The sequence below is a fragment of the Pseudonocardia cypriaca genome (assembly GCF_006717045.1).
GTDB classification, from domain to species: domain Bacteria; phylum Actinomycetota; class Actinomycetes; order Mycobacteriales; family Pseudonocardiaceae; genus Pseudonocardia; species Pseudonocardia cypriaca.
The window spans coordinates 3,519,300-3,543,210 of the sequence record NZ_VFPH01000001.1; the positions used below are offsets into that span (position 1 = coordinate 3,519,300).

23 protein-coding genes are annotated in these 23,911 nt (G+C 73.0%); 16 read left to right on the forward strand and 7 right to left on the reverse strand.

The annotated features are described in order from the left end of the window. From FB388_RS16755 to FB388_RS16775, 5 genes are read left to right on the forward strand one after another with little or no spacing between them, the layout of a single operon-like run. On the forward strand, positions 1–1,023 hold the full coding sequence (locus tag FB388_RS16755) for an ABC transporter ATP-binding protein (protein ID WP_142101982.1): 1,023 nt from the start codon (positions 1–3) through the stop codon (positions 1,021–1,023). Next, positions 1,013–2,014 (forward strand): ABC transporter ATP-binding protein, encoded by a 1,002-nt coding sequence (locus FB388_RS16760; RefSeq protein ID WP_142101985.1) that lies wholly within the window; start codon positions 1,013–1,015, stop codon positions 2,012–2,014. The genes FB388_RS16755 and FB388_RS16760 overlap by 11 nt, the downstream gene beginning before the upstream one ends. Then, positions 2,011–2,706, forward strand: a complete 696-nt coding sequence (locus tag FB388_RS16765; protein WP_142101987.1) for a histidine phosphatase family protein — start codon at positions 2,011–2,013, stop codon at positions 2,704–2,706. The genes FB388_RS16760 and FB388_RS16765 overlap by 4 nt, the downstream gene beginning before the upstream one ends. Further along, positions 2,703–3,482 (forward strand): endonuclease/exonuclease/phosphatase family protein, encoded by a 780-nt coding sequence (locus FB388_RS16770; RefSeq protein ID WP_142101989.1) that lies wholly within the window; start codon positions 2,703–2,705, stop codon positions 3,480–3,482. The genes FB388_RS16765 and FB388_RS16770 overlap by 4 nt, the downstream gene beginning before the upstream one ends. Before the next feature lie 2 nt (positions 3,483–3,484). Next, entirely contained in the window at positions 3,485–5,011 is a 1,527-nt protein-coding gene (locus tag FB388_RS16775; protein ID WP_142103235.1) for an ABC transporter substrate-binding protein, read from the forward strand. Positions 5,012–5,032: 21 nt separating this feature from the next. On the opposite strand, the gene FB388_RS16780 is transcribed toward FB388_RS16775, so the two are convergent. Next, positions 5,033–5,845 (reverse strand): TIGR03620 family F420-dependent LLM class oxidoreductase, encoded by an 813-nt coding sequence (locus FB388_RS16780; RefSeq protein ID WP_142101991.1) that lies wholly within the window; start codon positions 5,843–5,845, stop codon positions 5,033–5,035. Between the two features lie 101 nt (positions 5,846–5,946). On the opposite strand from FB388_RS16780, the gene FB388_RS16785 reads away from it, so the two are divergent. The 8 genes from FB388_RS16785 to FB388_RS16820 are packed head-to-tail and all read left to right on the forward strand — an operon-like array spanning position 5,947 to position 15,012. Beyond that, positions 5,947–7,464 (forward strand): ABC transporter substrate-binding protein, encoded by a 1,518-nt coding sequence (locus tag FB388_RS16785; protein WP_246121993.1) that lies wholly within the window; start codon positions 5,947–5,949, stop codon positions 7,462–7,464. A 2-nt stretch (positions 7,465–7,466) separates the two neighbouring features. After that, the gene (locus FB388_RS16790; protein ID WP_142101993.1) at positions 7,467–8,414 is read left to right on the forward strand and encodes an ABC transporter permease; all 948 of its coding nucleotides are present in this window, start codon (positions 7,467–7,469) and stop codon (positions 8,412–8,414) included. Next, the gene (locus FB388_RS16795; RefSeq protein WP_142101995.1) at positions 8,411–9,229 is read left to right on the forward strand and encodes an ABC transporter permease; all 819 of its coding nucleotides are present in this window, start codon (positions 8,411–8,413) and stop codon (positions 9,227–9,229) included. Before FB388_RS16790 ends, FB388_RS16795 begins: the two co-directional genes overlap by 4 nt. Positions 9,230–9,258: 29 nt before the next feature. Next, the gene (locus FB388_RS16800; protein WP_142101997.1) at positions 9,259–11,133 is read left to right on the forward strand and encodes a dipeptide ABC transporter ATP-binding protein; all 1,875 of its coding nucleotides are present in this window, start codon (positions 9,259–9,261) and stop codon (positions 11,131–11,133) included. Beyond that, positions 11,130–12,308, forward strand: a complete 1,179-nt coding sequence (locus FB388_RS16805; protein ID WP_142101999.1) for a M20 family metallopeptidase — start codon at positions 11,130–11,132, stop codon at positions 12,306–12,308. Before FB388_RS16800 ends, FB388_RS16805 begins: the two co-directional genes overlap by 4 nt. Further along, on the forward strand, positions 12,305–13,714 hold the full coding sequence (locus FB388_RS16810) for an aldehyde dehydrogenase family protein (RefSeq protein ID WP_211361949.1): 1,410 nt from the start codon (positions 12,305–12,307) through the stop codon (positions 13,712–13,714). Before FB388_RS16805 ends, FB388_RS16810 begins: the two co-directional genes overlap by 4 nt. After that, on the forward strand, positions 13,711–14,469 hold the full coding sequence (locus FB388_RS16815; protein WP_142102001.1) for an SDR family NAD(P)-dependent oxidoreductase: 759 nt from the start codon (positions 13,711–13,713) through the stop codon (positions 14,467–14,469). The genes FB388_RS16810 and FB388_RS16815 overlap by 4 nt, the downstream gene beginning before the upstream one ends. Beyond that, positions 14,470–15,012 carry an isochorismatase family protein gene (locus tag FB388_RS16820; RefSeq protein WP_142102003.1) on the forward strand — a complete coding sequence of 181 codons (543 nt, stop codon included), beginning with the start codon at positions 14,470–14,472 and terminating at the stop codon, positions 15,010–15,012. 20 nt (positions 15,013–15,032) lie between these two features. On the opposite strand, the gene FB388_RS16825 is transcribed toward FB388_RS16820, so the two are convergent. Together FB388_RS16825 and FB388_RS16830 are read right to left on the reverse strand one after the other, a co-directional pair. Then, positions 15,033–15,788: an ABC transporter permease gene (locus FB388_RS16825; RefSeq protein WP_142102005.1), complete on the reverse strand. Its 756-nt coding sequence runs from the start codon at positions 15,786–15,788 to the stop codon at positions 15,033–15,035. Continuing rightward, entirely contained in the window at positions 15,775–16,629 is an 855-nt protein-coding gene (locus tag FB388_RS16830; RefSeq protein ID WP_142102007.1) for an ABC transporter ATP-binding protein, read from the reverse strand. The genes FB388_RS16825 and FB388_RS16830 overlap by 14 nt, the downstream gene beginning before the upstream one ends. A gap of 53 nt (positions 16,630–16,682) precedes the next feature. Here FB388_RS16830 and FB388_RS16835 point away from each other — a divergent pair, with 53 nt between their 5' ends. Next, a complete protein-coding gene (locus tag FB388_RS16835; RefSeq protein ID WP_142102008.1) occupies positions 16,683–17,324 on the forward strand; it encodes a TetR/AcrR family transcriptional regulator in 642 nt (213 codons plus the stop codon). A 66-nt stretch (positions 17,325–17,390) separates the two neighbouring features. On the opposite strand, the gene FB388_RS16840 is transcribed toward FB388_RS16835, so the two are convergent. The 4 genes from FB388_RS16840 to FB388_RS16855 form a co-directional block, all read right to left on the reverse strand. After that, a complete protein-coding gene (locus FB388_RS16840; protein WP_246121995.1) occupies positions 17,391–17,729 on the reverse strand; it encodes a response regulator in 339 nt (112 codons plus the stop codon). A gap of 50 nt (positions 17,730–17,779) precedes the next feature. After that, positions 17,780–18,187 (reverse strand): STAS domain-containing protein, encoded by a 408-nt coding sequence (locus FB388_RS16845; RefSeq protein ID WP_142102011.1) that lies wholly within the window; start codon positions 18,185–18,187, stop codon positions 17,780–17,782. A gap of 204 nt (positions 18,188–18,391) precedes the next feature. After that, positions 18,392–20,806, reverse strand: coding sequence for a GcvT family protein (locus FB388_RS16850; RefSeq protein WP_142102013.1), 2,415 nt, complete (start codon positions 20,804–20,806; stop codon positions 18,392–18,394). 95 nt (positions 20,807–20,901) lie between these two features. Further along, positions 20,902–22,341, reverse strand: a complete 1,440-nt coding sequence (locus tag FB388_RS16855) for a trimethylamine methyltransferase family protein (protein ID WP_170225645.1) — start codon at positions 22,339–22,341, stop codon at positions 20,902–20,904. Between the two features lie 125 nt (positions 22,342–22,466). Here FB388_RS16855 and FB388_RS16860 point away from each other — a divergent pair, with 125 nt between their 5' ends. Beyond that, positions 22,467–23,234, forward strand: coding sequence for an IclR family transcriptional regulator (locus FB388_RS16860; RefSeq protein WP_142102017.1), 768 nt, complete (start codon positions 22,467–22,469; stop codon positions 23,232–23,234). Further along, positions 23,231–23,911 (forward strand): corrinoid protein, encoded by a 681-nt coding sequence (locus tag FB388_RS16865; protein WP_211361951.1) that lies wholly within the window; start codon positions 23,231–23,233, stop codon positions 23,909–23,911. Before FB388_RS16860 ends, FB388_RS16865 begins: the two co-directional genes overlap by 4 nt.

The window sequence follows — 23,911 nt, forward strand, 5'->3', positions numbered from 1 at the left end:
ATGCTCCCTGCCCCCGAACGGCCGGCCCCCGCCCGGGACCGCCCCGCCCCGCTGCTCTCGGTCGAGGACCTGCGCGTGCAGTTCCGCACCGCGACCGGCGTGATCACCCCCGTCGACGGCCTGAGCTTCGAGATCGCTCCCGGCGAGACCCTCGCGGTGCTCGGCGAGTCCGGCAGCGGCAAGAGCGTCACCGCCCAGGCCGTGATGGGCCTGCTGCAGGCGGGCCGCATCACCGGCGGCCGGATCGTCTACGACGGCGTCGACCTGCTCACGCGGCCGGCGGCCGACGTGCGCCGGCTGCGCGGCTCCGAGATGGCGATGGTCTTCCAGGACCCGCTCAGCTCGCTCAACCCCGTGTTCCGGGTGGGCACGCAGATCGGCGAGATGTTCCGCCGCCATCGCGGTGCGTCGCGGCGCGAGGCGAAGGCGGCCGCGGTCGACCTGATGAAGCGCGTCGGCATCCCCGACGCGGCGAAGCGCGTCGACGACTACCCGCACCAGTTCTCCGGCGGCATGCGCCAGCGCGTGATGATCGCGATGGCGATCGCGCTCGACCCGCGGCTGCTCATCGCCGACGAACCGACCACCGCCCTCGACGTCACGGTGCAGGCGCAGGTCATGGCCCTGCTGGCGAGCCTGCAGCAGGAGTACGGGATGGCACTGGTGCTGATCACGCACGACCTCGGCGTGGTCGCCGACGTCGCCGACCGCATGCTGCTGATGTACGCCGGGCGGGCCGCGGAGACCGGCCCGATCAGGGAGGTCTACGAGCGCCCCGCGCACCCCTACGCCGCGGGGCTGATGGCCTCCCTGCCGAGCATCGCGGACGGCCAGGACCGCCTCACGCCGATCCCGGGCGCGCCGCCGAACCTCGCCGCCCTGCCCTCGGGCTGCCCGTTCCACCCCCGCTGCCCGTACGCGGTGGACCGCTGCCGCGACGAGCGGCCCCAGCTGCGCCCGGTCCCTCGCGCCGGGCGGGCGGCGGCGTGCCACCGCGCGGAGGAGGTCCTCGATGGAGCGTGAGCCCCTGCTCTCGGTGCGCGACCTGCACACCACCTTCCCGATCCGCTCCGCCCTGCTCCGCCGCCGGGTCGGCGCGGTGCAGGCGGTGGCGGGGGTCTCGTTCGACCTCGCCCCGGGACGCACCCTCGGCCTCGTCGGCGAGTCCGGGTCGGGCAAGTCCACGCTCGCCCGCACGGTCGTCGGCCTGGAGCGGCCCACCTCGGGGCAGGTGTTGTTCCAGGGGCGGGACCTCACGACGGTGCCGCCCGTCGAGATGCGCCGGCTGCGCCGCGACGTCCAGATGATCTTCCAGGACCCGTACGCCTCGCTGAACCCGCGCCGGACCGTCGAACAGATCGTGAGCGAGGCGTGGGAGATCCACCCCGACGTCGTGCCGCGGGCGCGGTGGGCGGCCGAGGTGCGCGACCTGCTCGAACGCGTGGGCCTCGACCCGACCCACGCCGACCGCTACCCGCACCAGTTCTCCGGCGGCCAGCGCCAGCGCATCGGTATCGCGCGCGCCATCGCCCTGCGTCCGAAGCTCGTGATCTGCGACGAGGCCGTGTCCGCGCTCGACGTGTCGGTGCAGGCCCAGGTGCTCAACCTGCTGCAGGACCTGCAGCGCGACCTGGGCCTGACCTACCTGTTCATCGCACACGACCTGTCCGTGGTGCGGCACATCAGCGATGAGGTCGCCGTGATGTACCTGGGCACGGTCGTGGAGCAGGCGCCCACGCGGGAGCTGTTCGAGCGGCCGACGCACCCGTACACGCAGGCGCTGCTCTCCGCGGTGCCGGTGCCGCGTCCGTGGGACCAGCCCGACCGCGCGCGGATCCTGCTGCAGGGCGACCTGCCCTCGCCCGCGGCGCCACCGTCGGGGTGCCGCTTCCGCACCCGCTGCCCGAAGGCCGTGGCGCGGTGCGCGGACGAGACGCCCGCGCTGGTGGAACGCGCCGGCCACCCGAGCGCCTGCCACTTCGCCGAGCCGCTGACCGCCGGGGCGATCGGATGAACAGGCACAGCGTCCTCGACGACCCCGATCTCGACGACTGGCGCGCCGTCCGCGTGGTGCTGGTGCGCCACGGGGAGTCGCAGGGCAACGCGGCCGCCCGGTTCGAGGGCCAGACCGGGCCGGGACTCACCGCCCGTGGGCACGCGCAGGCGCGCGCGATCGCCTCAGGCCTGGAGCGCCACGGCCTGCCCGACCTGGTGGTGGCCAGCGACCTGCTCCGCGTCTCCGAGACCGCGGCGCCCTACCTCGCCCGCACCGGGCTCCCCGCCCGCATCGACACCCGGTGGCGCGAGGCGGCCGTCGGCACGTGGAGCGGGCGCAGCTTCGTCGAGATCGCAGCGGAGTACCCCGACATCGTCCGCGCGCTGCGCCGGGGCGAGGACGTGCGGCGCGGCGGCGGCGAGACGTTCGCCGAGGTGCGGGGCCGGGTCGCCGCAGCACTGGACGACACGCTGGCCCCTTTCACGAGCACACCGGCCGGCAGCCGGCACACCGTGATCGTCTTCACCCACGGCGGGCCGGTCCGGGTGGCGACGGCCGAGGCACTGGGCCTGCCCGCGGGCGGGCACCTGGGCCTCGACCCGCCCACCAACTGCGCGGAGACCGTCCTGGATTTCGTCCTCGGCGGGGACGGGAGCCGGAGCGCGCGGCTCGTCGCCTACAACACGCCTGCGCCCGAGGAGGCAGCGTGATCACCTTCGTCGCCACGACCTACAACCTCTGGGGAGACGCCCACCTCGCCGAGCGGGAGCCCGCGCTGCGGGCGTTCTTCCGCACCCGGGCGCCGGACCTGCTCGCCACCCAGGAGCTGCGGCCCGGCTCGCGCGCCCTGATCGACGAGGAGCTCCCCGGCCACGCCCGGGTCGTCGACGATCACCCCGGCTGGGCGCGGCAGAGCAACCTCTGGTGGCGGCGCGAGCTGTTCGAGCTGGTCGCCTACGGGGTGCGGGACGTGGGGATCCTCGACCCGACGGCCGGCCTGTTCTGGGTGCGGCTGCGCACGGCGGGCGGCACCGTGCTCGTCTTCGCGACCGCGCACCTGACTTGGCCGGGCCACGCCGAGGAACGCGCGACCGGCGTCAACCAGCGCGTCCCGCAGGCGCGGGCCGTCGCCGCCGCGCTGGACGAGCTGGCCGGCGCCGGGCCGTGCCTGTTCACCTCCGACGTCAACGACATCGGCGGGCCGTTGTGGGAGCTGGGCAACGCCGGTTTCCTCGACTCGTTCACCGCTCTCGGGTCCCCGGCGCCGCCCACCCACCCGGTCGTCCCGATGCCGTTCACCAGCGGCCGGGGCACCCGCCTCTCGCCGGTGCAGTCGCCGGCCAAGGCCATCGACTGGATCTTCTCCCGGGGCGCGGTGCGGCCCCGTACCAGCGAGGTCGTCGAGTTCTTCCACGACGGTTCCGCACCGTCCGACCACAAGCCCGTGGTCGCGACGTTCACCCTGGACGAAGGAGCCCACCGGTGAGCATGCGAAGGCTTCTGCCCGCGGCGGCGCTCGCCGCCGTCGTAGTTCTGTCGGGAGCGCTCTCGGCCTGCACCACGATGTCGGGAGGCGGCGGCGGTGCGGGCGAGGAGCAGGTGCTGCGCTACTCCCCCGCGCTCTTCCCCGTGTCGCTCGACGCGCACCAGTACCCCGCCGAGGAGCCGACGCAGACCGCGGTGCAGCAGGTCATGGAGACCCTCGTCGCGATGGAGGACGGGCAGCCGGTCGGCGTGCTCGCCGAGTCGTTCGAGCCCGTCGGCGACAACACGTGGGTGTTCCACCTGCGCGCGGGCGTGACGTTCAGCGACGGCACGCCGCTCACCGCCCGAGACGTCAAGGCGTCGCTGGAGCGGGGCCAGGCGCTCAAGTGGTCGCTCGCCCCGCTGTTCACGGCCGTCCAGCAGGTCGAGGCCACCGACGACCGGACGGTCACCTTCCGCACGTCCGAGCCGCTCGGGACGCTGCCCAGCTCGCTGTCGCTGGTGTTCATCGGCCCGGCCGACCGCGTGAACGACCCGGCGTACTGGGAGCGCCCGATCGGCACCGGGCCGTTCCTGTTCGAGAGCTTCACCCCCGACGACAGGGTGGTGCTGCGCCGCAACGACACCTACTGGGGCGAGAAGGCCACGCTCGACCGGGTCGAGATCGTCAGCATTCCGGAGACCGCGGCGCGGATCACGGCGCTGCGCACCGGGGAGGTGGACGTGCTGCAGTCCATCCCGCCCGACCAGGCGTCCGAGGTGGACGGCCGGCCGGACATCGCCTACGGCAGCGGTCCGAGCTTCCAGTACTACTTCACCTGGTTCAACTCCTCCCGCCCGCCGTTCGACGACGTCCGCGTCCGGCAGGCGATGTGGCACGCGCTCGACCTGAACGCGATCGTCGGCGACCTGTTCGGCGACAGCGCGAGCGTGGCGGAGGCACCCATCACCCAGGACGTCTTCGGTGCCCCCGCCCTGCAGCCCTACGCGTACGACCCGGCTCGGGCGAAGGCGCTGCTCGCCGAGGCGGGGCACCCGGACGGGCTGCGGGTGTCGATGCAGTGGCCGCGCGAGGGCGGGCCGAACATCCGCGCGCTCGCGCAGGCGATGGTGTCGGCGTGGGCCGCGATCGGCGTCACGGTCGAGCCCCTGGAGAAGGAGCGCCCGCAGTGGCTGCAGGACCTCAACGCGAAGAACTTCGACCTGAACCTGCAGACCAACACCACCGGCACCGGTGACGCCGACTTCACCCTCGCCCGGCTCTACGTCTGTTCGGCGAACCGCACCGGCTACTGCAACCCGGAGCTCGACCGGCTGCTGCTCGACGCCCGCGCCTCGCTCGACCAGGGCGAGCGCGAACGCCTCTACGCCCGGGCCGCGCAGATCATCTGGGACGACGCCGTCGGCATCTTCCCCGCCGACCTGCGCAGCAACTACGCGGTCCGCTCCCGCGTGAAGGGCTTCGCGCTGCCGGTCAACGGCCGCCCGCAGTTCCGCACCGTCTCGATCGACACCGCAACGGGCTCGTAGGTGATCGTGAGTGACAACCGCTCACGACCCCACGAGGCTCGGCGCCAGCCGTTCCAGGGTCGCCAGCTCGCCCGGACCACCCAACGGCGAGATCACGACGTGGTCGGCCCCCGCGGCCTCCTGCTCCCGCAGGCGGGCGAGCACCCGGTCGGCCCCGCCCCAAGCGAAGGTGGCGTCGACGAGGCCGTCACTCATCTCGCGGATCTCGGTGTCGGTGAACCCCATCCGCGAGAACGCGGCCGCGTAGCCGCCCACCCTGGACAGGAAGCCCAGCGGCTCGCGCGCCGCGGCCCTCGCCGTCTGCGCGTCCTCGTCGAGGACGACGAGCTGGTCGACCACCAGCGTCGAGCCGCCGCCGAGCCGGTCACGGACCCACGCGGTGTACTCGGGGTTCACCAGCAGCGTGACGGCGCCGCCGAACCGGTCCCGTGCCAGGTCCAGCTTCCGCGGCCCGAGCGCCGCGAGCAGCCGCCGCTCCCGCGGCACCACGGCTTCGAGCTCGTCGAGGGCGGTGCCCAGTGCCGCCAGTGCACCGGCCTGTGTGCGTTGGGGACCGCCGAGACCCACCACGAGGCGGCCCGGCGCGATCGCTTCGGCCTCGGCGTACAGCTCGGCAATGGCCTCGGGGCCGTGCACGTCGAGGGCGATGATCCCCGGGACCACCGCCACCCGGGTCGTGGCACGCAGGATCCGCAGCAGCGGTTCGAGCGTGGTCAGCTGCCCGCCGGCCACCCAGATGGACGTGTAGCCCCACCCCTCGACGGCGCGGGCGTGCTCCTCCAGGTCGTCGGTCACGGTGAGGGCGGCGCCGTAGCGCTCCAGTGCTTCGATCACGGGACCGACGGTAGGAGCTGAACCTCACTTCAGGTCAACTCCGGACCCGAAGTGCTGGGATCGACTGGTCGGACCACTGCCGCGGTGAGAGGATCTTCCGGGTGACGCATTCGCTCCTCCGCCCGGGCGTCCTCCTGCTCGCCGGTGCCCTGCTCGCCGCCGGCTGCTCCGCCGGGTCCACCGCCTCCCCCGGCGTGGCTCCCGGAAGCCCGGACGCACCGCTGCGGATCGGGCTCACCGCCGAGCCGGCCAACCTCGACTTCACCCGCACCGACGGCGCCGCGATCCCCGAGGCGCTGCTGGTCAACGTCTACGAGGGCCTGGTCGAGCTGAACCAGGAGACCGGCGAGATCGAGCCCGCCCTCGCCGAGTCCTGGACCGTCAGCCCCGACGGCCTCGTCTACGACTTCACCCTGCGCGAGGACGTCACGTTCTCGAACGGCGAGCCGTTCACCGCCGACGACGTGAAGTTCAGCATCGAGCGGGTGAAGTCCGACGCCTGGACGGTCTCGCTCAAGAGCGCCATGGGCGTCGTGTCCGGGGTCGAGGTGGTGTCCCCGACGCACGCGCGGGTCACGCTCGGCCAGCCGAGCAACAGCTGGCTCTTCCGGATGACCACCCGCATCGGCGCGATGTTCGACCCGTCCGGCGTCGGCGACCTCGCGAACACGCCCGTCGGCACCGGCCCGTACACGGTCTCGGAGTTCCGCCGCGGCGACCGCCTCGTCCTCACCCGCCGCGACGGGTACTGGGGCGACGCCCCCGCCATCCGCCAGGTCGACCTGCAGTACTTCAAGGACGCGACCGCCGCCGTCAACGCGCTCCTCACCGACGGCATCGACGTGATCGGCACCGTGCAGGCACCAGAGGCGCTCGCGCAGTTCGACGGTGACAGCCGCTTCCAGGTGATCGAGGGCACCACCAACGGCGAGGTCACCCTCGCCATGAACGGCGCGACCGGACCCACGAGCGACGTCCGGGTCCGCCGCGCCATCGCGATGGCCATTGACCACCAGGCCGTGCTGAACACGGCCTGGGCGGGGCGCGGCACCCCGATCGACAGCATGGTCCCGCCCACCGACCCGTGGTACCAGCCGCTGCCCGACGTCACCCCGTACAACCCGGACGCAGCGCGGGCGCTGCTCGCCGAGGCCGGCACCCCGAACCTCTCGCTGCGGTTCCGGATCGCGAACCTGCCCTACGCCGTCGCGGCGGCGCAGGTGGTGCAGAGCCAGCTCGCGGCCGTCGGCGTCCAGACCCAGATCGAGCCCCTCGAGTTCCCCGCCCGCTGGCTGGAGCAGGTGTTCAAGAACGCCGACTACGACCTCTCGATCGTCGCGCACGTCGAGCCGCGGGACATCCGCACCTTCGGCGACCCGAGCTACTACTGGCGCTACACCAACCCGGAGGTGCAGCGGCTGCTCACCGAGTCGGAGACCGGCAGCCAGCAGCAGCAGATCGACGACCTGCGGCAGGTGGGGCGGCTCATCGCCGAGGACGCAGCGGCCGACTGGCTCTTCCTGCTGCCGAACCTGATCGTCGCCGACGCCGACGTCAAGGGCCTCCCCCGCAACCGCATCGGCGAGGCGCTCGACCTCACCGCGCTGTCGCGCGGGTAGCCGTGCTGGTCCAGCTGGTCCGCCGCACGGCCGTGTTCGTCGCCAGCCTGGTGGTGGCGTCGGTCGTCGTGTTCGCGTTCATGTCGGTGCTGCCGGGCGACCCGGCCCGCGTCGCGCTGGGCGTCAACGCCACCGAGGAGGCGGTCGCGGCCACCCGCGCGGCGTTCGGCACCGACCGCCCGCTCGTCGTGCAGTACCTGGACTGGGTCGGCGGGCTGCCGGTCGGCGACTTCGGCCGTTCCTACGTCACCGACGTCGACGTCGGGCCGCAGATCCTCGACCGGCTGCTGGTCACCACGTGGCTCGTGCTGACCGGGATGGCGGTCGCGCTGGTGGTGGCGCTGCCCCTCGGCGTGCTCGCCGCCGTGCACCACCGGCGGGCCGCCGGCACCGCGATCTCGGCGTTCAGCCAGGTCGGGGTGGCGATCCCGAGCTTCCTGGCCGGCATCCTGCTCGTCACGGTCTTCGCCGTGCGGCTGGGCTGGCTGCCTTCGGGCGGGTGGGTCCCACCCGCGCAGGACCCCGTCGAGTTCCTGCGCCGCCTGCTGCTCCCGGCGCTCGCGCTCGGCCTCGTGCAGGGCGCGGTGCTCACCCGCTACGTCCGCTCAGCCGTGCTCGACGTGCTGCGCGAGGACTACCTGCGCACCGCCCGCTCCAAGGGCCTCACCCCGGGCCGCGCGCTGGTGCGCCACGGGCTGCGCAACGCCGCGATCCCGGTGGTCACGGTGCTCGGGCTGCAGCTGGCCACGCTCCTGGTCGGCGCGGTCGTGGTGGAGCGGGTGTTCGTGATCCCCGGGCTCGGCAGCCTGCTGCTCGACGGCGTCGCCAACCGCGACCTGCTGCTCGTGCAGGGCGTGGTGATCGTGCTGGTGCTGGCCGTGCTGGTGGTCAACTTCCTGGTCGACGTGGCTTACGCGGTGCTCGACCCGCGGCTGCGGAGAGCGGCATGACCCGCGTTCCGGCCGCGCTGGTGGTGGGCGCCGCGCTCGTGGGGCTCGTCGTGGCCGCTGCGCTGCTCTCGTTCGTCTGGACTCCCTACGACGCGGTGCAGGTCGACCCGGCCAGCCGGCTCGCGCCGCCGGGCGGCGCGCACTGGCTGGGCACCGACACCTTCGGCCGCGACGTGGTGAGCCAGCTGCTCGTCGGGGCCCGCACCACCCTGTTCGTGGGGGTGGTCGCCGTCGGGCTGGCGGGAGTGGTCGGCACGCCGATCGGCATCCTGGCCGCCATGGGACCGCGTTGGCTGGGCGAGCTCGTCATGCGGACCAACGACCTGGTGCTCGCGTTCCCCGCGCTGCTGCTCGCGATCATGTTCGGTGCGGTGTACGGGCCGAGCACGCTCACCGCGATGGTCGCGATCGGCATCGCGACCGTGCCGTCGTTCGCGCGGCTCGCCCGGGGCGGGGCCCTCCAGGTGCTGGCCACCGAGTACGTGCTCGCCGCCCGGGCCGCCGGGCGCCCGCGCACCGCGATCGCCGCCCGGCACGTGCTGCCCAACATCGCCGGGATCCTGCTGGTGCAGGCGTCGGTGTCGTTCGCGATCGCGGTGCTCGCCGAGGCGGCGCTGTCGTTCCTCGGCTTCGGCACCCGCCCGCCGACACCGTCGTGGGGGCGGATGCTGCAGGAGGCGCAGCAGCTGCTCTACCTGAAGCCCGAGCTCTCGCTGTGGCCAGGGCTCGCGATCGCGCTCGCCGTGCTGGGCTTCAACCTGCTCGGCGACGGCCTGCGCGACCGGTTCGACCCGCGGCTGGTGGACCGCTCATGAGCGAGCTCGCGAGCGGATCATCGGCACCGATGACCGCGGTACTGCACGTCGACGGGCTCGACGTCGGCACCGCCGACCTGCGGCTCGTCTCCGACGTCTCGTTCACGATCGCGGCCGGTGAGCGGGTGGGGTTGATCGGCGAGTCCGGCTCGGGCAAGTCGCTCACCGCGCTCGCGATGATGGGCCTGCTCCCCGATGGCGTGCACGCCGGCGGGTCGGTGCGGCTCGCGGGCGTCGGCCACGACCTCGTCGGCGCGCCGGAGCCGCGCATGGCCGCCGTGCGCGGCGCGGCGATGACGATGGTGTTCCAGGAACCGATGTCGGCGCTGAACCCGTCGATGCGGGTGGGCGACCAGGTCGCCGAGGTCATGCTGTTGCACGGCACCCAGCGGGATCGCAGCAACGCCCGGGCCGCCGTCGTGAAGCTCCTCGACAGCGTGCACCTCCCCGAGCCGGAGCGGCTCGCCCGCGCCTACCCCCACCAGCTCTCCGGCGGGCAGCGCCAGCGCGTGATGATCGCGATCGCGCTGGCCAACGGCCCGTCGGTGCTGCTCGCCGACGAGCCCACCACAGCGCTCGACGTCACCGTGCAGGCGCAGGTCCTCGACCTGATCCTGACGGGCGTCGCCGAACGCGGCGCGGCCCTGCTGTTCATCACCCACGACCTCGCCGTCGTGGCCACGGTGTGCGAGCGCGTGATGGTCATGTACGGCGGGCGGATCGTGGAGTCCGGCCCGGTGGAGGAGGTCTTCACGAACCCCCGCCACCCGTACACCCAGGGGCTGCTCGCCGCGTCCGACATGACGGGCACCGACGGCAGGCTGCGCACGATCCCCGGCTCCGTGCCGGCCGCGGGCCGGTTCCCCGACGGCTGCGTGTTCCGCAACCGCTGCCCGAACGCGGCGGACGACTGCGCGGTCCTGCCGCCGTGGACGGAGCAGGACGGCGGCGGCTACGCGTGCCACCACCCGGTGGGCTCCCCTGAGTCGGCGGGTGAGGCGCTGGTTCAGGAACGCCACGTTCCTGTCCTGCAGGTTCAGGAACGTGGCGTTCCTGAACTTCCGGCGCCCGAGCCCCTGATCCAGGTCCGCGACCTGCGGCGCACCTACCACCGCCCGCGCACCTCGCTGCGGCACGCCGCACCGCCGGTGCAGGCGCTGCGCGGGGTGTCGTTCGACATCGCGGAGGGGCAGCGGTTCGGGCTGGTCGGCGAGTCGGGCTCGGGCAAGTCGACGCTGATCCGGCTGCTCGCCGGGCTCGACTCCCCCACCTCGGGCACGATCACGTTCGACGGCCGGGACGTCGGCGGGCAGCCGGAGCGGCGGCTGCGCTTCCTGCGCGACCAGCTGCAGGTCGTGTTCCAGGACCCGATGGGATCGCTCGACCCGCGGATGCGGGTGCGGGACATCGTCGCGGAGCCGCTCGCAGGCAGGGCCGTCGACGCGACCGCCCGGGTGCGGGAGCTCCTCGAGGCGGTGGGCCTCCCACCGGACGCGGGTGATCGCTACCCCCACCAGTTCTCCGGCGGGCAGCGCCAGCGGATCTCGATCGCGCGGGCGCTCGCGCCCCGGCCGTCCGTCCTGGTGGCCGACGAACCGGTGAGCGCGCTCGACGTGTCGGTGCGCGCGCAGATCCTCAACCTGCTCGCCGACCTCGTCGAGCGGTTCCGGCTCACACTGGTGTTCGTCTCGCACGACCTGTCCGTCGTGCGCCACGTCTGCGACACGATCGCCGTGCTGCACCGCGGCGAGCTGGTCGAGCTCGGGCCATCGGCGCAGGTCGCCGACGCGCCGGAGCACCCGTACACGCGGCGGCTCGTCGCCGCCGTCCCCACGATCCGCGGGGCACTGGCCGGACGCACCGCCTCCGACCTCGCCCGCGGAACTCCCGAGGAGTCGAAGTGACATACCCGGTCGACGAGGAGGCCGTCGTCGCGCTGACCCGCGATCTCGTGCGGCTGCGCACGGTGAACGAGGACGGCGCGCGGGAAGCACCTGCCGCGCGGCTGGTGGCCGAGACCATGCACTCGTTCGGATGGCAGCCGCAGGTCACCGAGGTGGCACCGGGACGGCCGAACGTCGTCGCGATCGTCGAGGGCGGCGGTGGCCCGGGCCGAACGCTCGCGTTCGAGGGGCACACCGACGTCGTCACCGAGGGCGACCCGGAGCGCTGGACCGTCGACCCCTACGGCGCCGAGATCCGCGACGGCCGCCTCTACGGCCGCGGCTCCGCGGACATGAAGTCCGGGGTGGCGGCGATGCTCCACGGCGTGCGGGCCCTGCAGCTGGCCGGGCCGTTCCCGGGCCGGGTGCTGGTGTGCGCGCTCGTCGACGAGGAAGGGCTGATGCTCGGCGCCAAGCACTTCGCCCGCACCGACCTCGCGAAGGGCGTCGACGGGGCGATCATCTGCGAGCCCGAGGAGGGCGAGATCTGCACGTCGGCCAAGGGCGCGGTGCGGATCCGGGTCGACCTGCTCGGCGCGATGGCCCACGGCGCCATGCCCCAGCACGGGCGCAACCCGCTGCCCGCGGCCGGCCGGCTGCTCGTGGCGCTCGCCGACCTCCAGGACCGGCTGCAGAAAGCCCATCCGGCCCACGAGCACCTCGGCGAGGTGTACGTGACCCCGACCGTGAGCCGCGCCGGCTCGCTCGACCAGATCAACGTCATCCCCGCCCGGGCGACGGTCGCCGTCGACGTGCGCACCATCCCCGGGGTGGACCACGCGTCGCTGGTCGAGCGGGTGCGCGAGCTGGCCGCCGAGGCGGGCGCACCGGACGGGGTCACCTCCGAGCTGACCGTCGTCGACGACCGCCCGTGCGTGGAGATCGCCACCGACCACCCGCTGGTCACCGCGCTCGCCGCCGCCCACGAGGAGGTGCTCGGCGAGCCCGCGCGCTACGGCGGGGTGCCCGGCGCCACCGACGGCACGATCCTCACCCGCGACGCCGGGATCCCCACCGTCGTCTACGGGCCCGGCGGGAAGTGGATCGCCCACCAGGCGGACGAGTTCGTGGAGGTGGACGACATCGTCCGGTGCGCGCACGTGTACGCCGCCGCAGCTGATCGGTTCCTGCGATGATCCCCGACCTGCCGTTCCCGCCCGGCCTCCCGATCGGCGACGGCTGGGTGCCCGCAGCCACCGCCGACGTCCGGTTCCCCTACGACGGCTCGGTCGTCGCGCCAGGTCCGGTCGGGACGGTCGCCGACGCGTCGGCGGCACTCGACGCGGCGCTCGCCGTCCGTTCCGAGGCGGCCGCGCTGCCCTCGCGCGTCCGGCGGGACGTGCTGCTGGCCACCCGCGACGTCCTCGCGGCCCGCCGCGAGGACCTGGAGCAGCTGCTCGTCCTCGAGACCGGCAAGCCCCTCGTCGACTGCCGGGTGGAGGTCGACCGCACGCTGGTCACCCTCGCGGCGGCGGCCGAGGAGGTCGCCCGCCTGCACGGCGAGACCGTGCCGCTGGACCTGCTGCCGTCGGGCGACGGCATGATCGGCTTCTGGACCCGGCGGCCGATCGGCGTGGTCGTCGGGATCACCGGGTTCAACTACCCGCTGCTGCTCGCCGCCCACAAGTTCGCCCCCGCGGTCGCCGCGGGCTGCCCGGTGATCGGGAAGCCCGCCCCGCAGACGCCCCTCGCGACGTTGTGGCTGGTGCACGCGCTCCGGGAAGCGGGTGCACCGGAGGCGATGGTCCAGCTCGTCACCGGCGACGCCGAGGTCGGCGCCCGGCTCGTGACCGACCCGCGCATCGGGGCCGTCTCGTTCACGGGCTCGGCCGAGGTGGGCCACCGGATCGCCCGCTCCGCCGCGCCGCGCAAGGTGCTGCTGGAGCTGGGCTCGAACGCCGCGCTCGTCGTCGCCGCGGACGCCGACCTGGACGCCGCCGCGGACGCGATCCTGCGCGGCGGCTTCTACGCGTCCGGGCAGGCGTGCATCTCGGTGCAGCGGGTGCTCGTCGAGGAGCCCGTGGCCGACGCGCTGCTCGACCGGCTCGCCGCGGGTCTCGCGGACGTCCGGGTCGGGGACCCGCGGGACCCGGCGACCCGGGTCTCCGCGCTGATCGACCCCGGCGCCCAGAAGCGGGTGGACGAGTGGGTCGACGAGGCGGTCGCCGCCGGCGCGCGGCGGCTGTCGAACGGGGTGCCGACCGTGCTGGCCGACGTCCCGGACGGCCTGCGGGCGTGGGACGAGGAGGTGTTCGGCCCGGTGGTGTGCGTGCGCACGGTGCCGGACCTGGAGGCGGCGTTCGACGCGGTCAACGCCTCGCGGTACGGCCTGCACGCGAGCGTTTTCACCCGCTCCCTCGCCTCGGCGTTCCGGGCGATCGACCGCCTGGAGGTGGGCGGCGTCGTGGTGAACGAGGTGCCCGGCTTCCGCTCGGACACGATGCCCTACGGCGGGGTGAAGGACTCCGGCATCGGGCGGGAAGGCCCGCGGTTCGCGGTGGAGGAGCTGACGGTGACGCGGATGGCGGTGATCCGACCGTGAGCTATGAGGATCTCTTCCGGCTGGACGGCAGGCGGGTGGTCGTCGTGGGGGCCGGGAGCGGGATCGGGCGCGAGGCCGCCAAGGCGCTCGCGGCGCACGGCGCGGAGGTCGTGTGCGCCGACCGCGACGTCGACGCCGCCACCGCGACCGGTGTGGGCACCGCATACGCACTCGACGTGCTCGACCGGGAGGCCGTCCGGTCCGCGGCCACCGATCTGGGCGCCGTGGACGTGCTGGTGTTCACCGCGGCCACCAACGTCCGCAAGCGGCTGCTGGACTACGCCGACGCGGAGTTCGACCGGGTGGTCGACCTGAACCTGCGGGCCTCGTTCAACCTGGTCCGGGCGTTCGGCGGCCCGATGGCCGAGCGGGGCCGCGGCTCGATCGTCGGGTTCGCCTCGATCCGCGCCGTCACCGTCGAGCCGGGCCAGGGCGTGTACGCGGCGACGAAGGCCGGGCTCGTGCAGCTGCTGCGCACCGCCGCCGCCGAGCTGGGGCCGCGCGGGGTGCGGGTCAACGCGATCGCCCCGGGCGTGGTGGAGACCCCGCTGACGCGGCAGATCCGCTCCGACCCGGCCTGGGAGGCCGCCTACGCGTCGAAGAGCGCGCTCGGCCGCTGGGCGCAGCCGTCGGAGCTGGCCGGGGCGGTGGTGTACCTGGCATCGGACGCGGCGAGCTTCGTGACCGGCAGCGTGCTCACCGTCGACGGCGGCTGGACGGCCGTCGACGGCCGCTACGACCCCCCTGGGCTCTGAATGGCGCAGGCCCTCCTCGTGGTCGACGTGCAGCGCGGGTTCGTGTCGGGCGCGGACGCGGTGCTCGCCGCCCCAACACTGCTGAGGACGCTCGACGGGCTGGTCGCGGCGGCGCGCGCCGCCGACGCGCTCGTGGTCCACCTGCAGAACGACGGCCCGCCCGGCGAGCCGGACGAGCCCCACACGCCCGGCTGGGAGCTGGCGATCGCCCCGCGGGACGGGGAGCCGGTGCTGCGCAAGACCGAGGACGACCCCTTCGCGGAGACGGACCTCGCCGCCCTGCTGTCCGGCCACGGCGTGACCCGCATGGCCGTCTGCGGGCTGCTGTCCGAGTTCTGCGTGAGCGCGGCCGCCCGGGGCGCCCTCGACCGCGGGTTCCGGGTAGTTCTGCCGCACGACGCGCACGCCACCTACGACGTGCCCGCCGGGCCGGGCAGCGCGGGCGTACCCGCAGCGCTCGCCTCCCGCGCGGCGGAGTGGGCGCTCGGCGACGCGATCGAGATCGTGGCGACCGCGGCCGAGGTGCGGTTCACGCAGCCATGATCGCGGCTGGGCGCCCGCCCTCACAGCAGCGTGCTGCGACCCCAGCCGCGCCGGAGGCGGACCGCGGCGATCGCCGCCGCCGCGGCGGCGAACGCGAGCAGGACCGCCACGGCGACGAGGGTGGCCTCCCGGTCGCCGTCCAGGGCTGAGCGCAGCCCTTCCATGGCCCAGTAGCCGGGCCAGACGGGCGCGATCGTGCGGGCCCATTCCGGCATCGCCGCCAGCGGTACGAGGGCGCCACTGAGGCCGGCGACGACCGTCGAACCGACGTCGACGACGGCGCTGAACTGGGCGAGGCTGCCGACCGTCGTGGCGATGGCGGCACCGGTGCAGAGCACCGTGGCGGCCCAGACGACGGCGGCGAGCAGCAACAGGGCGGGGTCGGTGACCTCCAGTCCCAGCACCGTCACGCCGAGAACCAGGAGGACCGCCTGCTGCAGCAGCAGGAAACCCATGACGGGGACCGCCTTGCCGGTGAGGAGCTCGGGGACCCGGGCCGGGGTCGCGCGGAGCCGGTCGAGGGTGTTCCAGCGGCGTTCTGTGAGGATCGAGCTGCCGACGACGGACGTGCCGAGCAGGCTGAACATCACCAGCTGGCCGAGGACGACCTGCGCCGTCCCGCGGGCGCCGTCGCCGATCGCCGCCACGTACAGCGGCTGCATCAGCAGGACGAGCAGGACGGGCTGGGTGATGCGGCCGACGAGCGGCCCGGGGTCACGCACGAAGAGGGTGACGTTGCCCCGGACGATCGAGAGGGTGCGGTCAAGGGACGACACGGCCGGCCTCCAGTGCGTGGTAGAGGTCGTCGAGCGAGGGCTGCCGGACGTCGACGGCCTGCAGCGGGAGCCCCTCCCCGACGAGCCCGGCCAGTGATCTCGCGGGGTCGGTGGAGCGCAGGACGCGCTCCTCGCCCGAGGACAACACGACCCTCAACTCGGCGGGGATCCCGGCGAGCAGCTCGGCCTGCGTACCCCTGGCGATGATCCGACCGCGCGCCGCCACGGCGATCGTGGCGTCGAGGTCGGCGAGTTCCGGCAGGTAGTGGGTGGTGTAGCAGACGGCGGTGCCGTCCTCGGCGCACCGCCGCACGAGCTGCAGCAGGGCGCGGCGGGTCGCGGGGTCGGCACCGGCGGTCGGCTCGTCGAGCAGGAGCAGACGCGGATGGTGGACGAGAGCCGTGGCGGCCTGGGTGCGCCGGCGCTGCCCACCGGACAGGTGCCCGACCTGCCGGTCGAGCACCTCCGACAGCCCCAGTGCAGCGCTCGTCTCGGCGATGGCGGCGCGCTGCCGCCGCCCGCGCAGCCCTGCAAGGCCGGCGAACAGCCGGAGGTTCTCCCGCACGGTCAGGGGCGGGTAGAGGCCGATCTCCTGCGGCGCGAGCCCGACGCGCCCACGGACGTGGGCGGTGCGGGTCGCGGTGTCGAGACCGTCGACGAGCACGGTCCCGGCGTCCGGCCGGGTGAGCCCGGCGACGATCTCCACGAACGTCGTCTTGCCGGCTCCGTTGTGCCCGACGAGGCCCACGATCTCGCCGGGGGCGATCCGGAGGTCGAACCCGTCGAGCGCGACGAGGTCGCCGAACCTCTTGCGCACTCCCCGCGCGTCGAGCCCGTCCACGACACCACCGCCCTATACGCCGTATATACACTGTATAAATCTACACTGTACGGATGCCGGGCACCCGAGACAAGATCCTCGCCGCAGCGCTCGAGATCGCCGACGAGCGCGGCCTCGCCGCGGTCTCGATGCGCAGCGTCGGCGAGCGGGTCGGCATGAGCGCGATGGCGCTGTACCCGCACGTGTCCAACAAGGAGGCCCTGCTCGACGGCGTCGTCGACCTGCTGCTCGCCGAGCAGATCCCCGTCGTCGAACGCCTGCCCGCCGACACCGACTGGTGGACGAGGCTGGAGGCACTCGCACACGGCGTCCGCGACCTGGCCGCCCGGCACCCCAGCGCGTTCTCGCTCCTGCTCGCGCGGCCGTCCGTGACCGCCGACGCCCTCCGCGCCACCGACGCCGTCTACCAGGCGCTCCTCGACGCCGGTGTGCCGGCGGCCGAGGTGGGCCGCGTGGAACGGCTGGTCTCGACGTTCGTGCTGGGCTACGCCGCGTCCGAGGTCAACGGCCGGTTCAGCAAGGGGACGCTCTCACCCCGCGCCCGCCGGGCGCAGCTGGAGGAGGAGGACATCCCCGCCCATTACGGGCTCGCCGACCACCTCGACCGGCCGATCGACTGGAGCGCGGAGTTCCGGGCCGACCTCCGCGACCTTCGCCTGCTCGTCGAGACCATCGCCGCCCGGAACCGGCGGTGATCGTGGGCTCGGGTGGACCTGCCGCAGTGCGGATCGGACCCCTGCACGTCGGCCTCGTCGTCTCGCTCAAGCCAGCAGGTTGTGGATCGTCCGAACCGACAGGCTGATCTTCGGGATGAACCCGACGGCGGGGCTTTCGGCGATCAGGTCCGCGAAGTCGTCCTCGTCGTGGGTCGAGATGAGCATGACGCGCCCGTCGAGTTCCGGGAGGCTCTCGACGAGGCGCAGGGCGAGCACGAAGCCGCTCTCGTCGCCGAGCATGATGTCGACCAGGACGACGTCCGGCTGCAGCGAGTCCGCCTGGCGCAGCGCGTCCGCCTGGTTCGTCGCCGTGCCGACGACATCCACTCCGCCGTTCGTGAGGTAGCCCTGGGCAGCCGCGAGGAATCGCTCGTCGTCGTCCACGATGAGACATCGCACACGGCCGGCGACCGGATCTCCCCGACGCTCGGCGCTCATCGCGGTACGCCGGCGCCTGCCACCCTGCCCGTGCCGTTCCGCGTCGCCGCCTGGTACATCGTGAACAGGTCCGGAAGCGATGCGCCGTAGCGGGCGGCGGAGGACGACGAGTCGTGCCCGACCGTCCGGAGCCATCCCTCGCGCCGTGTCAGCTGCCGCCCCGCGGCTGCGAGCGCCGAACTCGTGGTCGGCGCGACCTCGCCCGCCCCGGTCAGGTCCACCAGCACGAACCGTGCGCCGCCGATCAACAGCCCGTCCACCCGCCGTCGCAGCTCGGCCACGGCCTCGTGGCTGCACTCGCCGATCACCTCGATGAAGGCGTGGTCCCGGTCGGGTTGCACGGAGATGATCCGCACACCCGACCGCCGACCGGTGCTGTGCTCCGCCTGCGCGGCTGTGCCCATGCTTCCCCCCGGTGCCACGCCGGCAACTCGCTGAGCGCCGGCTGCGGGATCAGGACCGGGGGCCGGGGTCCGTGAGGATGCCCGCGGGCACCCTCACTCACTGATTGTGCTGCAACCGCCCTCCCAACACTAGTTATGCTGGGTGACGGTGGCAACAGGCCGTCGCGGTTCGATCACATTGCGTGCACGTGAAGCTCCGAGGACTCAGCCGCGCAGGCGCTCCATCTTCGGATCGAAGAGCGGTTCCTGCGCCACCACCGCCGGGATGCGCCGGTCGAACCACCCGATCTCGACCGGCTGGCCCGCAGTGAGGAGCTCCGCCGGCAGCCAGGCGTAGGCGATCCCCCGGCCGAGGGTGTAGCCGTAGGCGGCGCTCGTGACGTAGCCGACCGGGCGGCCGTCGGCGAACACCGGTTCCTTGCCAAGCACCGTCTCGTCGAGCGTGAGGCAGGTGAGCTTCCGGCGGACGTCGTCGCGCCGGCGCAGCACCGCGTCGCGGCCGGTGAACCCACCCTTGTCGAGCTTCACCGCGAAGCCGAGACCGGCCTCCCACGGGTCGTGCTCGAACGTCATGTCCGTGCCGAACGAGCGGTAGCCCTTCTCCAGCCGCAGCGAGTTGAACGCGCCCCGGCCGGCGGCGATGATCCCGTACTCGCGCCCGGCGTCCCAGAGCGCGTCCCAGAGGGTGCGGCCCATGTCGGCGGTCGTGTACAGCTCCCAGCCCAGCTCCCCGACGTACGACAGCCGCAGCGCGGTGACCGGCACCGTGCCGACGTGCACCCGCTTGCCCCGGAAGTACCGGGCGTCGGCGAGGTCGGGGGCGAGCGGCAGCACCACCTCGCGGGCGAGCGGGCCCCACACACCGATGCAGCAGGTGCCCGCGGTGACGTCGCGGACGACGACCCCTTCGGGCGCCTCCCGCAGTAGGAGGTCGAGGTCCAAGGGGCCGTTGGCGCCGATCTGGAACTCGTCGGGCCCGAGCCGGGCGACCGTGATGTCGCTGCGGATGCCGCCGTCCTCGCCGAGCAGGAGGCAGTAGGTGACCGTGCCGACCGAGCGGTCCACGTTGCCGGTGGTGACTCCCTGCAGGAACGCAGCTGCGCCCCGGCCGCTGACCTCGATCCGGGTCAACGAGGTCATGTCGTAGAGCGCCACCCGCTCGCGGGTGATCTGGGCCTCCGCGCCGATAATCGGGGACCACCAGCGGGCGGCCCAGTCGTCGGGGGTCGGGATGTCGCGACCCGCGACGAGCGCGGCGTTGGCCTCGTACCAGTGCGGGCGCTCCCAGCCGGCGGCCTCCAGGAAGACCGCGCCGAGGACGCGTTCCCGCTCGTAGAACGGCGAGGTGCGCAGGGGGCGCGGCTCCAGCATGGGTTCGAGCGGGTGCAGCGCGTCGTACACCTCGACGTAGTTCTGCTTGTTCTTGGCGAGCACGAAGTCGGGGGCGAGCTGGTGGGGCCAGAAGCGGTTGGCGTCGCACTCGTGCAGGTCGAAGCTCGCCGACCGGCCGTCGACCAGCCACTCCGCGAGGGCCTTCGCCACGCCGCAGGAGTGCGTGACCCATACGGCCTCGGCCAGCCAGAAGCCGGGGACGTCGCGCGCCTCCCCCATGAGCGGCATGCCGTCGATCGTGAAGGAGAAGAGGCCGTTCATCGCCTCCCCGATCTTGGCCTCGCGCAGGGCGGGCACGAGCGCCTGCGCGTCGGCCCAGCCGGGGGCGAAGTCGTGCTCGGTGAACGGCAGCACCGAGGGCATCACCTCGGCCTCGTCGACGCCTGCGATGTCCCGGGCGTCGAGCGGCAGCGGGTCGTGGCCGTAGTAGCCGATGGCGAGCGACTCGCCGCGTTCGCGCAGGTAGAGGTCGGCGCCCTGGTGGCGCAGGATCGGCCGGGTGGCCTCGCGGTCGTGACCGGCGAGTGCCGGGAGCGGGTCGCTGACGGCGAGCTGGTGCGCGAGCGGGGTGAGCGGCAGCGGCACGCCCACCATCGCCGCCACCTTCGGGCCCCAGATCCCCGCGCAGCAGACGACGACGTCGGCGGGCAGCTCGCCGTGGTCGGTGACGACGCCGGTGACCCGCCCGTCCTCCGTGGAGATGCCGGTGACCTCGTGCCGGTCGAGCACCCGCACGCCGCGGTCCGCGGCCGCGCGCAGCTGCGCCTCGACGGCCCGGACGGCCTTGGCGATGCCGTCGGTCGGGGTGTGCAGCCCGCCGAGCACGACGTCGCGGTCCAGCAGCGGGTGCATGGCCACGCACTCGTCGGGGTCGATCACCCGGGCCTCGACGCCCCACGAGGTGAGCCAACCGCAGCGGCGGTGCAACTCGGCGAGCCGGTCCGGCGTGGTCGCCACCTCCAGGCCGCCGACCTGCAGGTAGCAGGGCTCCCCGTCCAGCTCCAGCGCGGCGAGCTTCTCGACGGTGTAGCGGGCCATCTCCGTCATGGTCTTGGAGGGGTTGGCCTGGAACACCAGCCCCGGCGCGTGGGAGGTGGACCCGCCGGGCGCGGGAAGCGATCCCTGGTCGACGACGATGACATCGGTCCAGCCCCGGGCGGAGAGCTCGTCGGCGAGGGCAGCCCCGACGACCCCAGCCCCGATGATCACGACGCGCGCTCCGGTCATGTCACTCCTCCCCGAGTCCCACATCGGTTCCGACGAGCGGCGCGTTCGTCGGATAGGTACCGACGAACGCGCCGTTCGTCGGATTGGGTGCCCGCTCAGTCGCCCAGTTCGCGGCGTCGGCGCGTCACGTACGCCTGCAGCTCCTCGCGGATCGCATCGTCCAGCGGCGGGGCCTCGTACTCGTCTATGCGCTTCCGGGCCACGTCCGCCGCTCGGGCGGCTGCGTCCTTCGCGCCGCCCCGCATCCACCGGTCGTAGTTGTCCGAGCTGTTGACGAACGGGCGGTAGAAGCAGGTGCGGAAGCGCTCCATCGTGTGCGCTGCGCCGAGGAAGTGGCCGCCGTGGCGCACCTCGTCGTGGGCGCCGAACGCGAGCGACGCCTCGTCGATCTCCAGGGGCGTGAACTCGTGCTGCAGCATTTCCAGCACCTGGACGTCGAGCACGTACTTCTCGAGGGATGCCACGAGCCCGCCCTCCAACCAGCCGGCGGAGTGCATGACCCAGTTGATACCCGCCAGGAAGGTCGGGAGCATGGTCATCAGGCTCTCGTAGCCGGCCTGCGCGTCGGGGGTCTGGCTGGAGGTCAGCCCGCCGCCGGAACGCACCGGTAGGCCGAAGTGGCGAGCGATCTGGCCCGTGCAGAGCAGGCCGATCGCCGATTCCGGGGTACCGAAACAGGGCGAACCGGACTGCATGTCGATGTTCGACAGGAACGAACCGAAGATCACGGGAGCGCCCGGCCTGATCAATTGCGACAACGCGATGCCGGTGAGGGCCTCGGCCATCTGTTGCGCCAGTGTTGCAGGAATGGAAACAGGTGACATCGCACCCATCAGGAGGAACGGGGTTAGCACAACCGCCTGGTTCGCCGCGGAGTACTCGAACTGCGCCTCCAGCATGCGGTCGTCCCACCGCAGCGGGGAGTTGCAGTTGATCAGGGAGATGGTGGCGGGCGTGGCCTCGATCGCCTCCCGGCCACCGAAGAGGATCTCGGTCATGGCGAGGGTGTCGCGGGCGTTCACCCCCGAGACCACGTTGCCCATGTAGATCTTGTCGGTGAGCGTCTGCAGGGCGTAGGTCATGTCGAGGTGGCGGGAGTCCAGCGGCGTGTCCTCGGGCTCGCACACCACCCCACCTGCCGAGTCGATGGCGTCGAAGCTCTGCGCGAGCTTCGCGAACGAGTGGAAGTCGGCGATCTTCGCGTCGCGGCGGACGTCGCCCTCACGCACGAACGGCGGGCCGTAGACGCTGCCGAAGACCATCGAGTCGTCGCCGATGTGCACGGTGTGCGCGGGGTTGCGCGCCTGGACGTCGAACGCGCGCGGGGCCTTCGCGACCTGCTCCAGCACGAAGTCGGGGTCGAAGATCACGCACTGGTCCTCGACCTTCTGCCCGGCCTGGCGGAACAGCTCCAGCGCACGGTCGGAAAGAAACTCCACGCCGATCTCGCTCACGATCCGCCGCCACCCGCCGTCGAGGGTGGCCATCGCTTCCTCGGAAAGGATCTCGTAGCGCGGCATGGCGTTGCGGAACATGCAGACCCCCTGCGGATCTCCCCATAAACCGGACCTTGACGAGGACCGGTGCCGGCAGGATCCTAACTGCATTCCTCGGAACACTGGTTCCATAACATGGAACTCTTTTGGGAACGGATCCCGCGATGCCGACTCAACAACTGGGCAGCCAGGCCGTCGACCGCGCGAGCGCGCTGCTGGCGCTCGTCGTGGAGTCCGGAGCGCCGCGGACGTTCACCTCGCTCGTGGCCGAGCTCGGACTGGCGAAGTCCACCACCTCGCGGCTGCTGCAGGCCCTGGAGCGCAGCAGGCTCGTGCAGCGCGACCAGAGCGGCGCCTTCCGCCCAGGGGCGCTGTTCTCCATCTACGCCGCCCGGCCGAGCGCGCTCCACGACCTCGTCGAGCTCGCCCGGCCCACGCTGAACCGGATCGGCGAGCTCACCGAGGAGACGGTCAACCTCTCCGTGCCCCGCGGCCGGGAGGTCGTGCAGATCGCCCAGATCGACAGCCGGTACCTGCTCGGTTCCACGAACTGGGTCGGCGTCGACGTCCCGGCCCACTGCACCGCGCTGGGCAAGGTGCTCTACGCCTTCGGCTCGCTGTCGCTACCACCGGGCCAGCTGGAGCGGCGCACCCCGCACTCCCCCGTCGACCGCGCCCAGCTCGAGCACATGCTCGTCGAGGTGCGCCGCCGCGGCTGGGCCGTCTCGCTCGACGAGCTGGAGGTGGGGCTCGGCGCGGTGGCCGCCCCGGTCCGCGGCGTCGACGGGGCCGTGATCGCCGCCGTCTCGGTGTCCGGCCCGACCACCCGCATCAACGACCAGGGGATCACTCGTCTCGGGGACGTCCTGGTCAACGAGCTGCGCGGGCTGTCCGCCCAGCTCGGCCACAACATGGGAAAGGAAACCGCATGACCGACGAGGAGATCCGCAGCGCCGAGATCCTCAGGGCGCTCTACGACGAGACCCTCGTCGGCAACGGTCCACGGGTCCTCGAGCTCACCGAAGAGGGCCTCGCCGCAGGCATGGCCCCCGAGACGATGCTGTTCGAGGCGCTCATCCCCTCCCTGGAGGAGGTCGGCGCCCGGTTCGAGCGCGGCGACTTCTTCGTGCCCGAGATGCTCATCGCCGGCCGCGCCATGGCCGGGGCGCTCGACCGCCTCCGGCCGCTGCTCGCCGAGACGGGCGCGCAGACCGTCGGCACGTTCCTGATGAGCACGGTGAAGGGCGACGTGCACGACATCGGCAAGAACCTGGTCAACATCATGCTGGAGGGCGCGGGCTTCCACGTGATCGACCTGGGCGTGCAGGTCTCGCCGGAGAAGGTGGTGGCGGGCGTGCTGGAGCACAAGCCCGACATCGTCGGGTTCTCGGCGTTCCTCACCACGACGATGCCGATGTTCAAGGCCAACATCAACGCGCTGCAGAAGGCCGGCCTGCGCGACCAGGTGATCGTCATGGTGGGCGGAGCGCCCGTCACGCAGGAGTACGCCGACGCGGTCGGCGCCGACGGGTACGCCGCCGACGCGTCCACCGCCGTGCGCCGCGCCAAGGAGCTGCTGGCCACCAAGCGCGCCGCAGTGGCGGTGTAG

What these genes read in the sequence shown, in the direction of transcription:
- FB388_RS16755 (WP_142101982.1), top strand. Translation starts at nt 1, where the DNA reads ATGCTCCCTGCCCCCGAACGGCCGGCCCCCGCCCGGGACCGCCCCGCC.
- FB388_RS16760 (WP_142101985.1), top strand. Translation starts at nt 1,013, where the DNA reads ATGGAGCGTGAGCCCCTGCTCTCGGTGCGCGACCTGCACACCACCTTC.
- FB388_RS16765 (WP_142101987.1), top strand. Translation starts at nt 2,011, where the DNA reads ATGAACAGGCACAGCGTCCTCGACGACCCCGATCTCGACGACTGGCGC.
- FB388_RS16775 (WP_142103235.1), top strand. Translation starts at nt 3,485, where the DNA reads ATGCGAAGGCTTCTGCCCGCGGCGGCGCTCGCCGCCGTCGTAGTTCTG.
- FB388_RS16795 (WP_142101995.1), top strand. Translation starts at nt 8,411, where the DNA reads ATGACCCGCGTTCCGGCCGCGCTGGTGGTGGGCGCCGCGCTCGTGGGG.
- FB388_RS16800 (WP_142101997.1), top strand. Translation starts at nt 9,259, where the DNA reads ATGACCGCGGTACTGCACGTCGACGGGCTCGACGTCGGCACCGCCGAC.
- FB388_RS16810 (WP_211361949.1), top strand. Translation starts at nt 12,305, where the DNA reads ATGATCCCCGACCTGCCGTTCCCGCCCGGCCTCCCGATCGGCGACGGC.
- FB388_RS16820 (WP_142102003.1), top strand. Translation starts at nt 14,470, where the DNA reads ATGGCGCAGGCCCTCCTCGTGGTCGACGTGCAGCGCGGGTTCGTGTCG.
- FB388_RS16835 (WP_142102008.1), top strand. Translation starts at nt 16,683, where the DNA reads ATGCCGGGCACCCGAGACAAGATCCTCGCCGCAGCGCTCGAGATCGCC.
- FB388_RS16845 (WP_142102011.1), bottom strand. Translation starts at nt 18,187, where the DNA reads ATGGGCACAGCCGCGCAGGCGGAGCACAGCACCGGTCGGCGGTCGGGT.
- FB388_RS16850 (WP_142102013.1), bottom strand. Translation starts at nt 20,806, where the DNA reads ATGACCGGAGCGCGCGTCGTGATCATCGGGGCTGGGGTCGTCGGGGCT.
- FB388_RS16855 (WP_170225645.1), bottom strand. Translation starts at nt 22,341, where the DNA reads ATGTTCCGCAACGCCATGCCGCGCTACGAGATCCTTTCCGAGGAAGCG.
- FB388_RS16860 (WP_142102017.1), top strand. Translation starts at nt 22,467, where the DNA reads ATGCCGACTCAACAACTGGGCAGCCAGGCCGTCGACCGCGCGAGCGCG.
- FB388_RS16865 (WP_211361951.1), top strand. Translation starts at nt 23,231, where the DNA reads ATGACCGACGAGGAGATCCGCAGCGCCGAGATCCTCAGGGCGCTCTAC.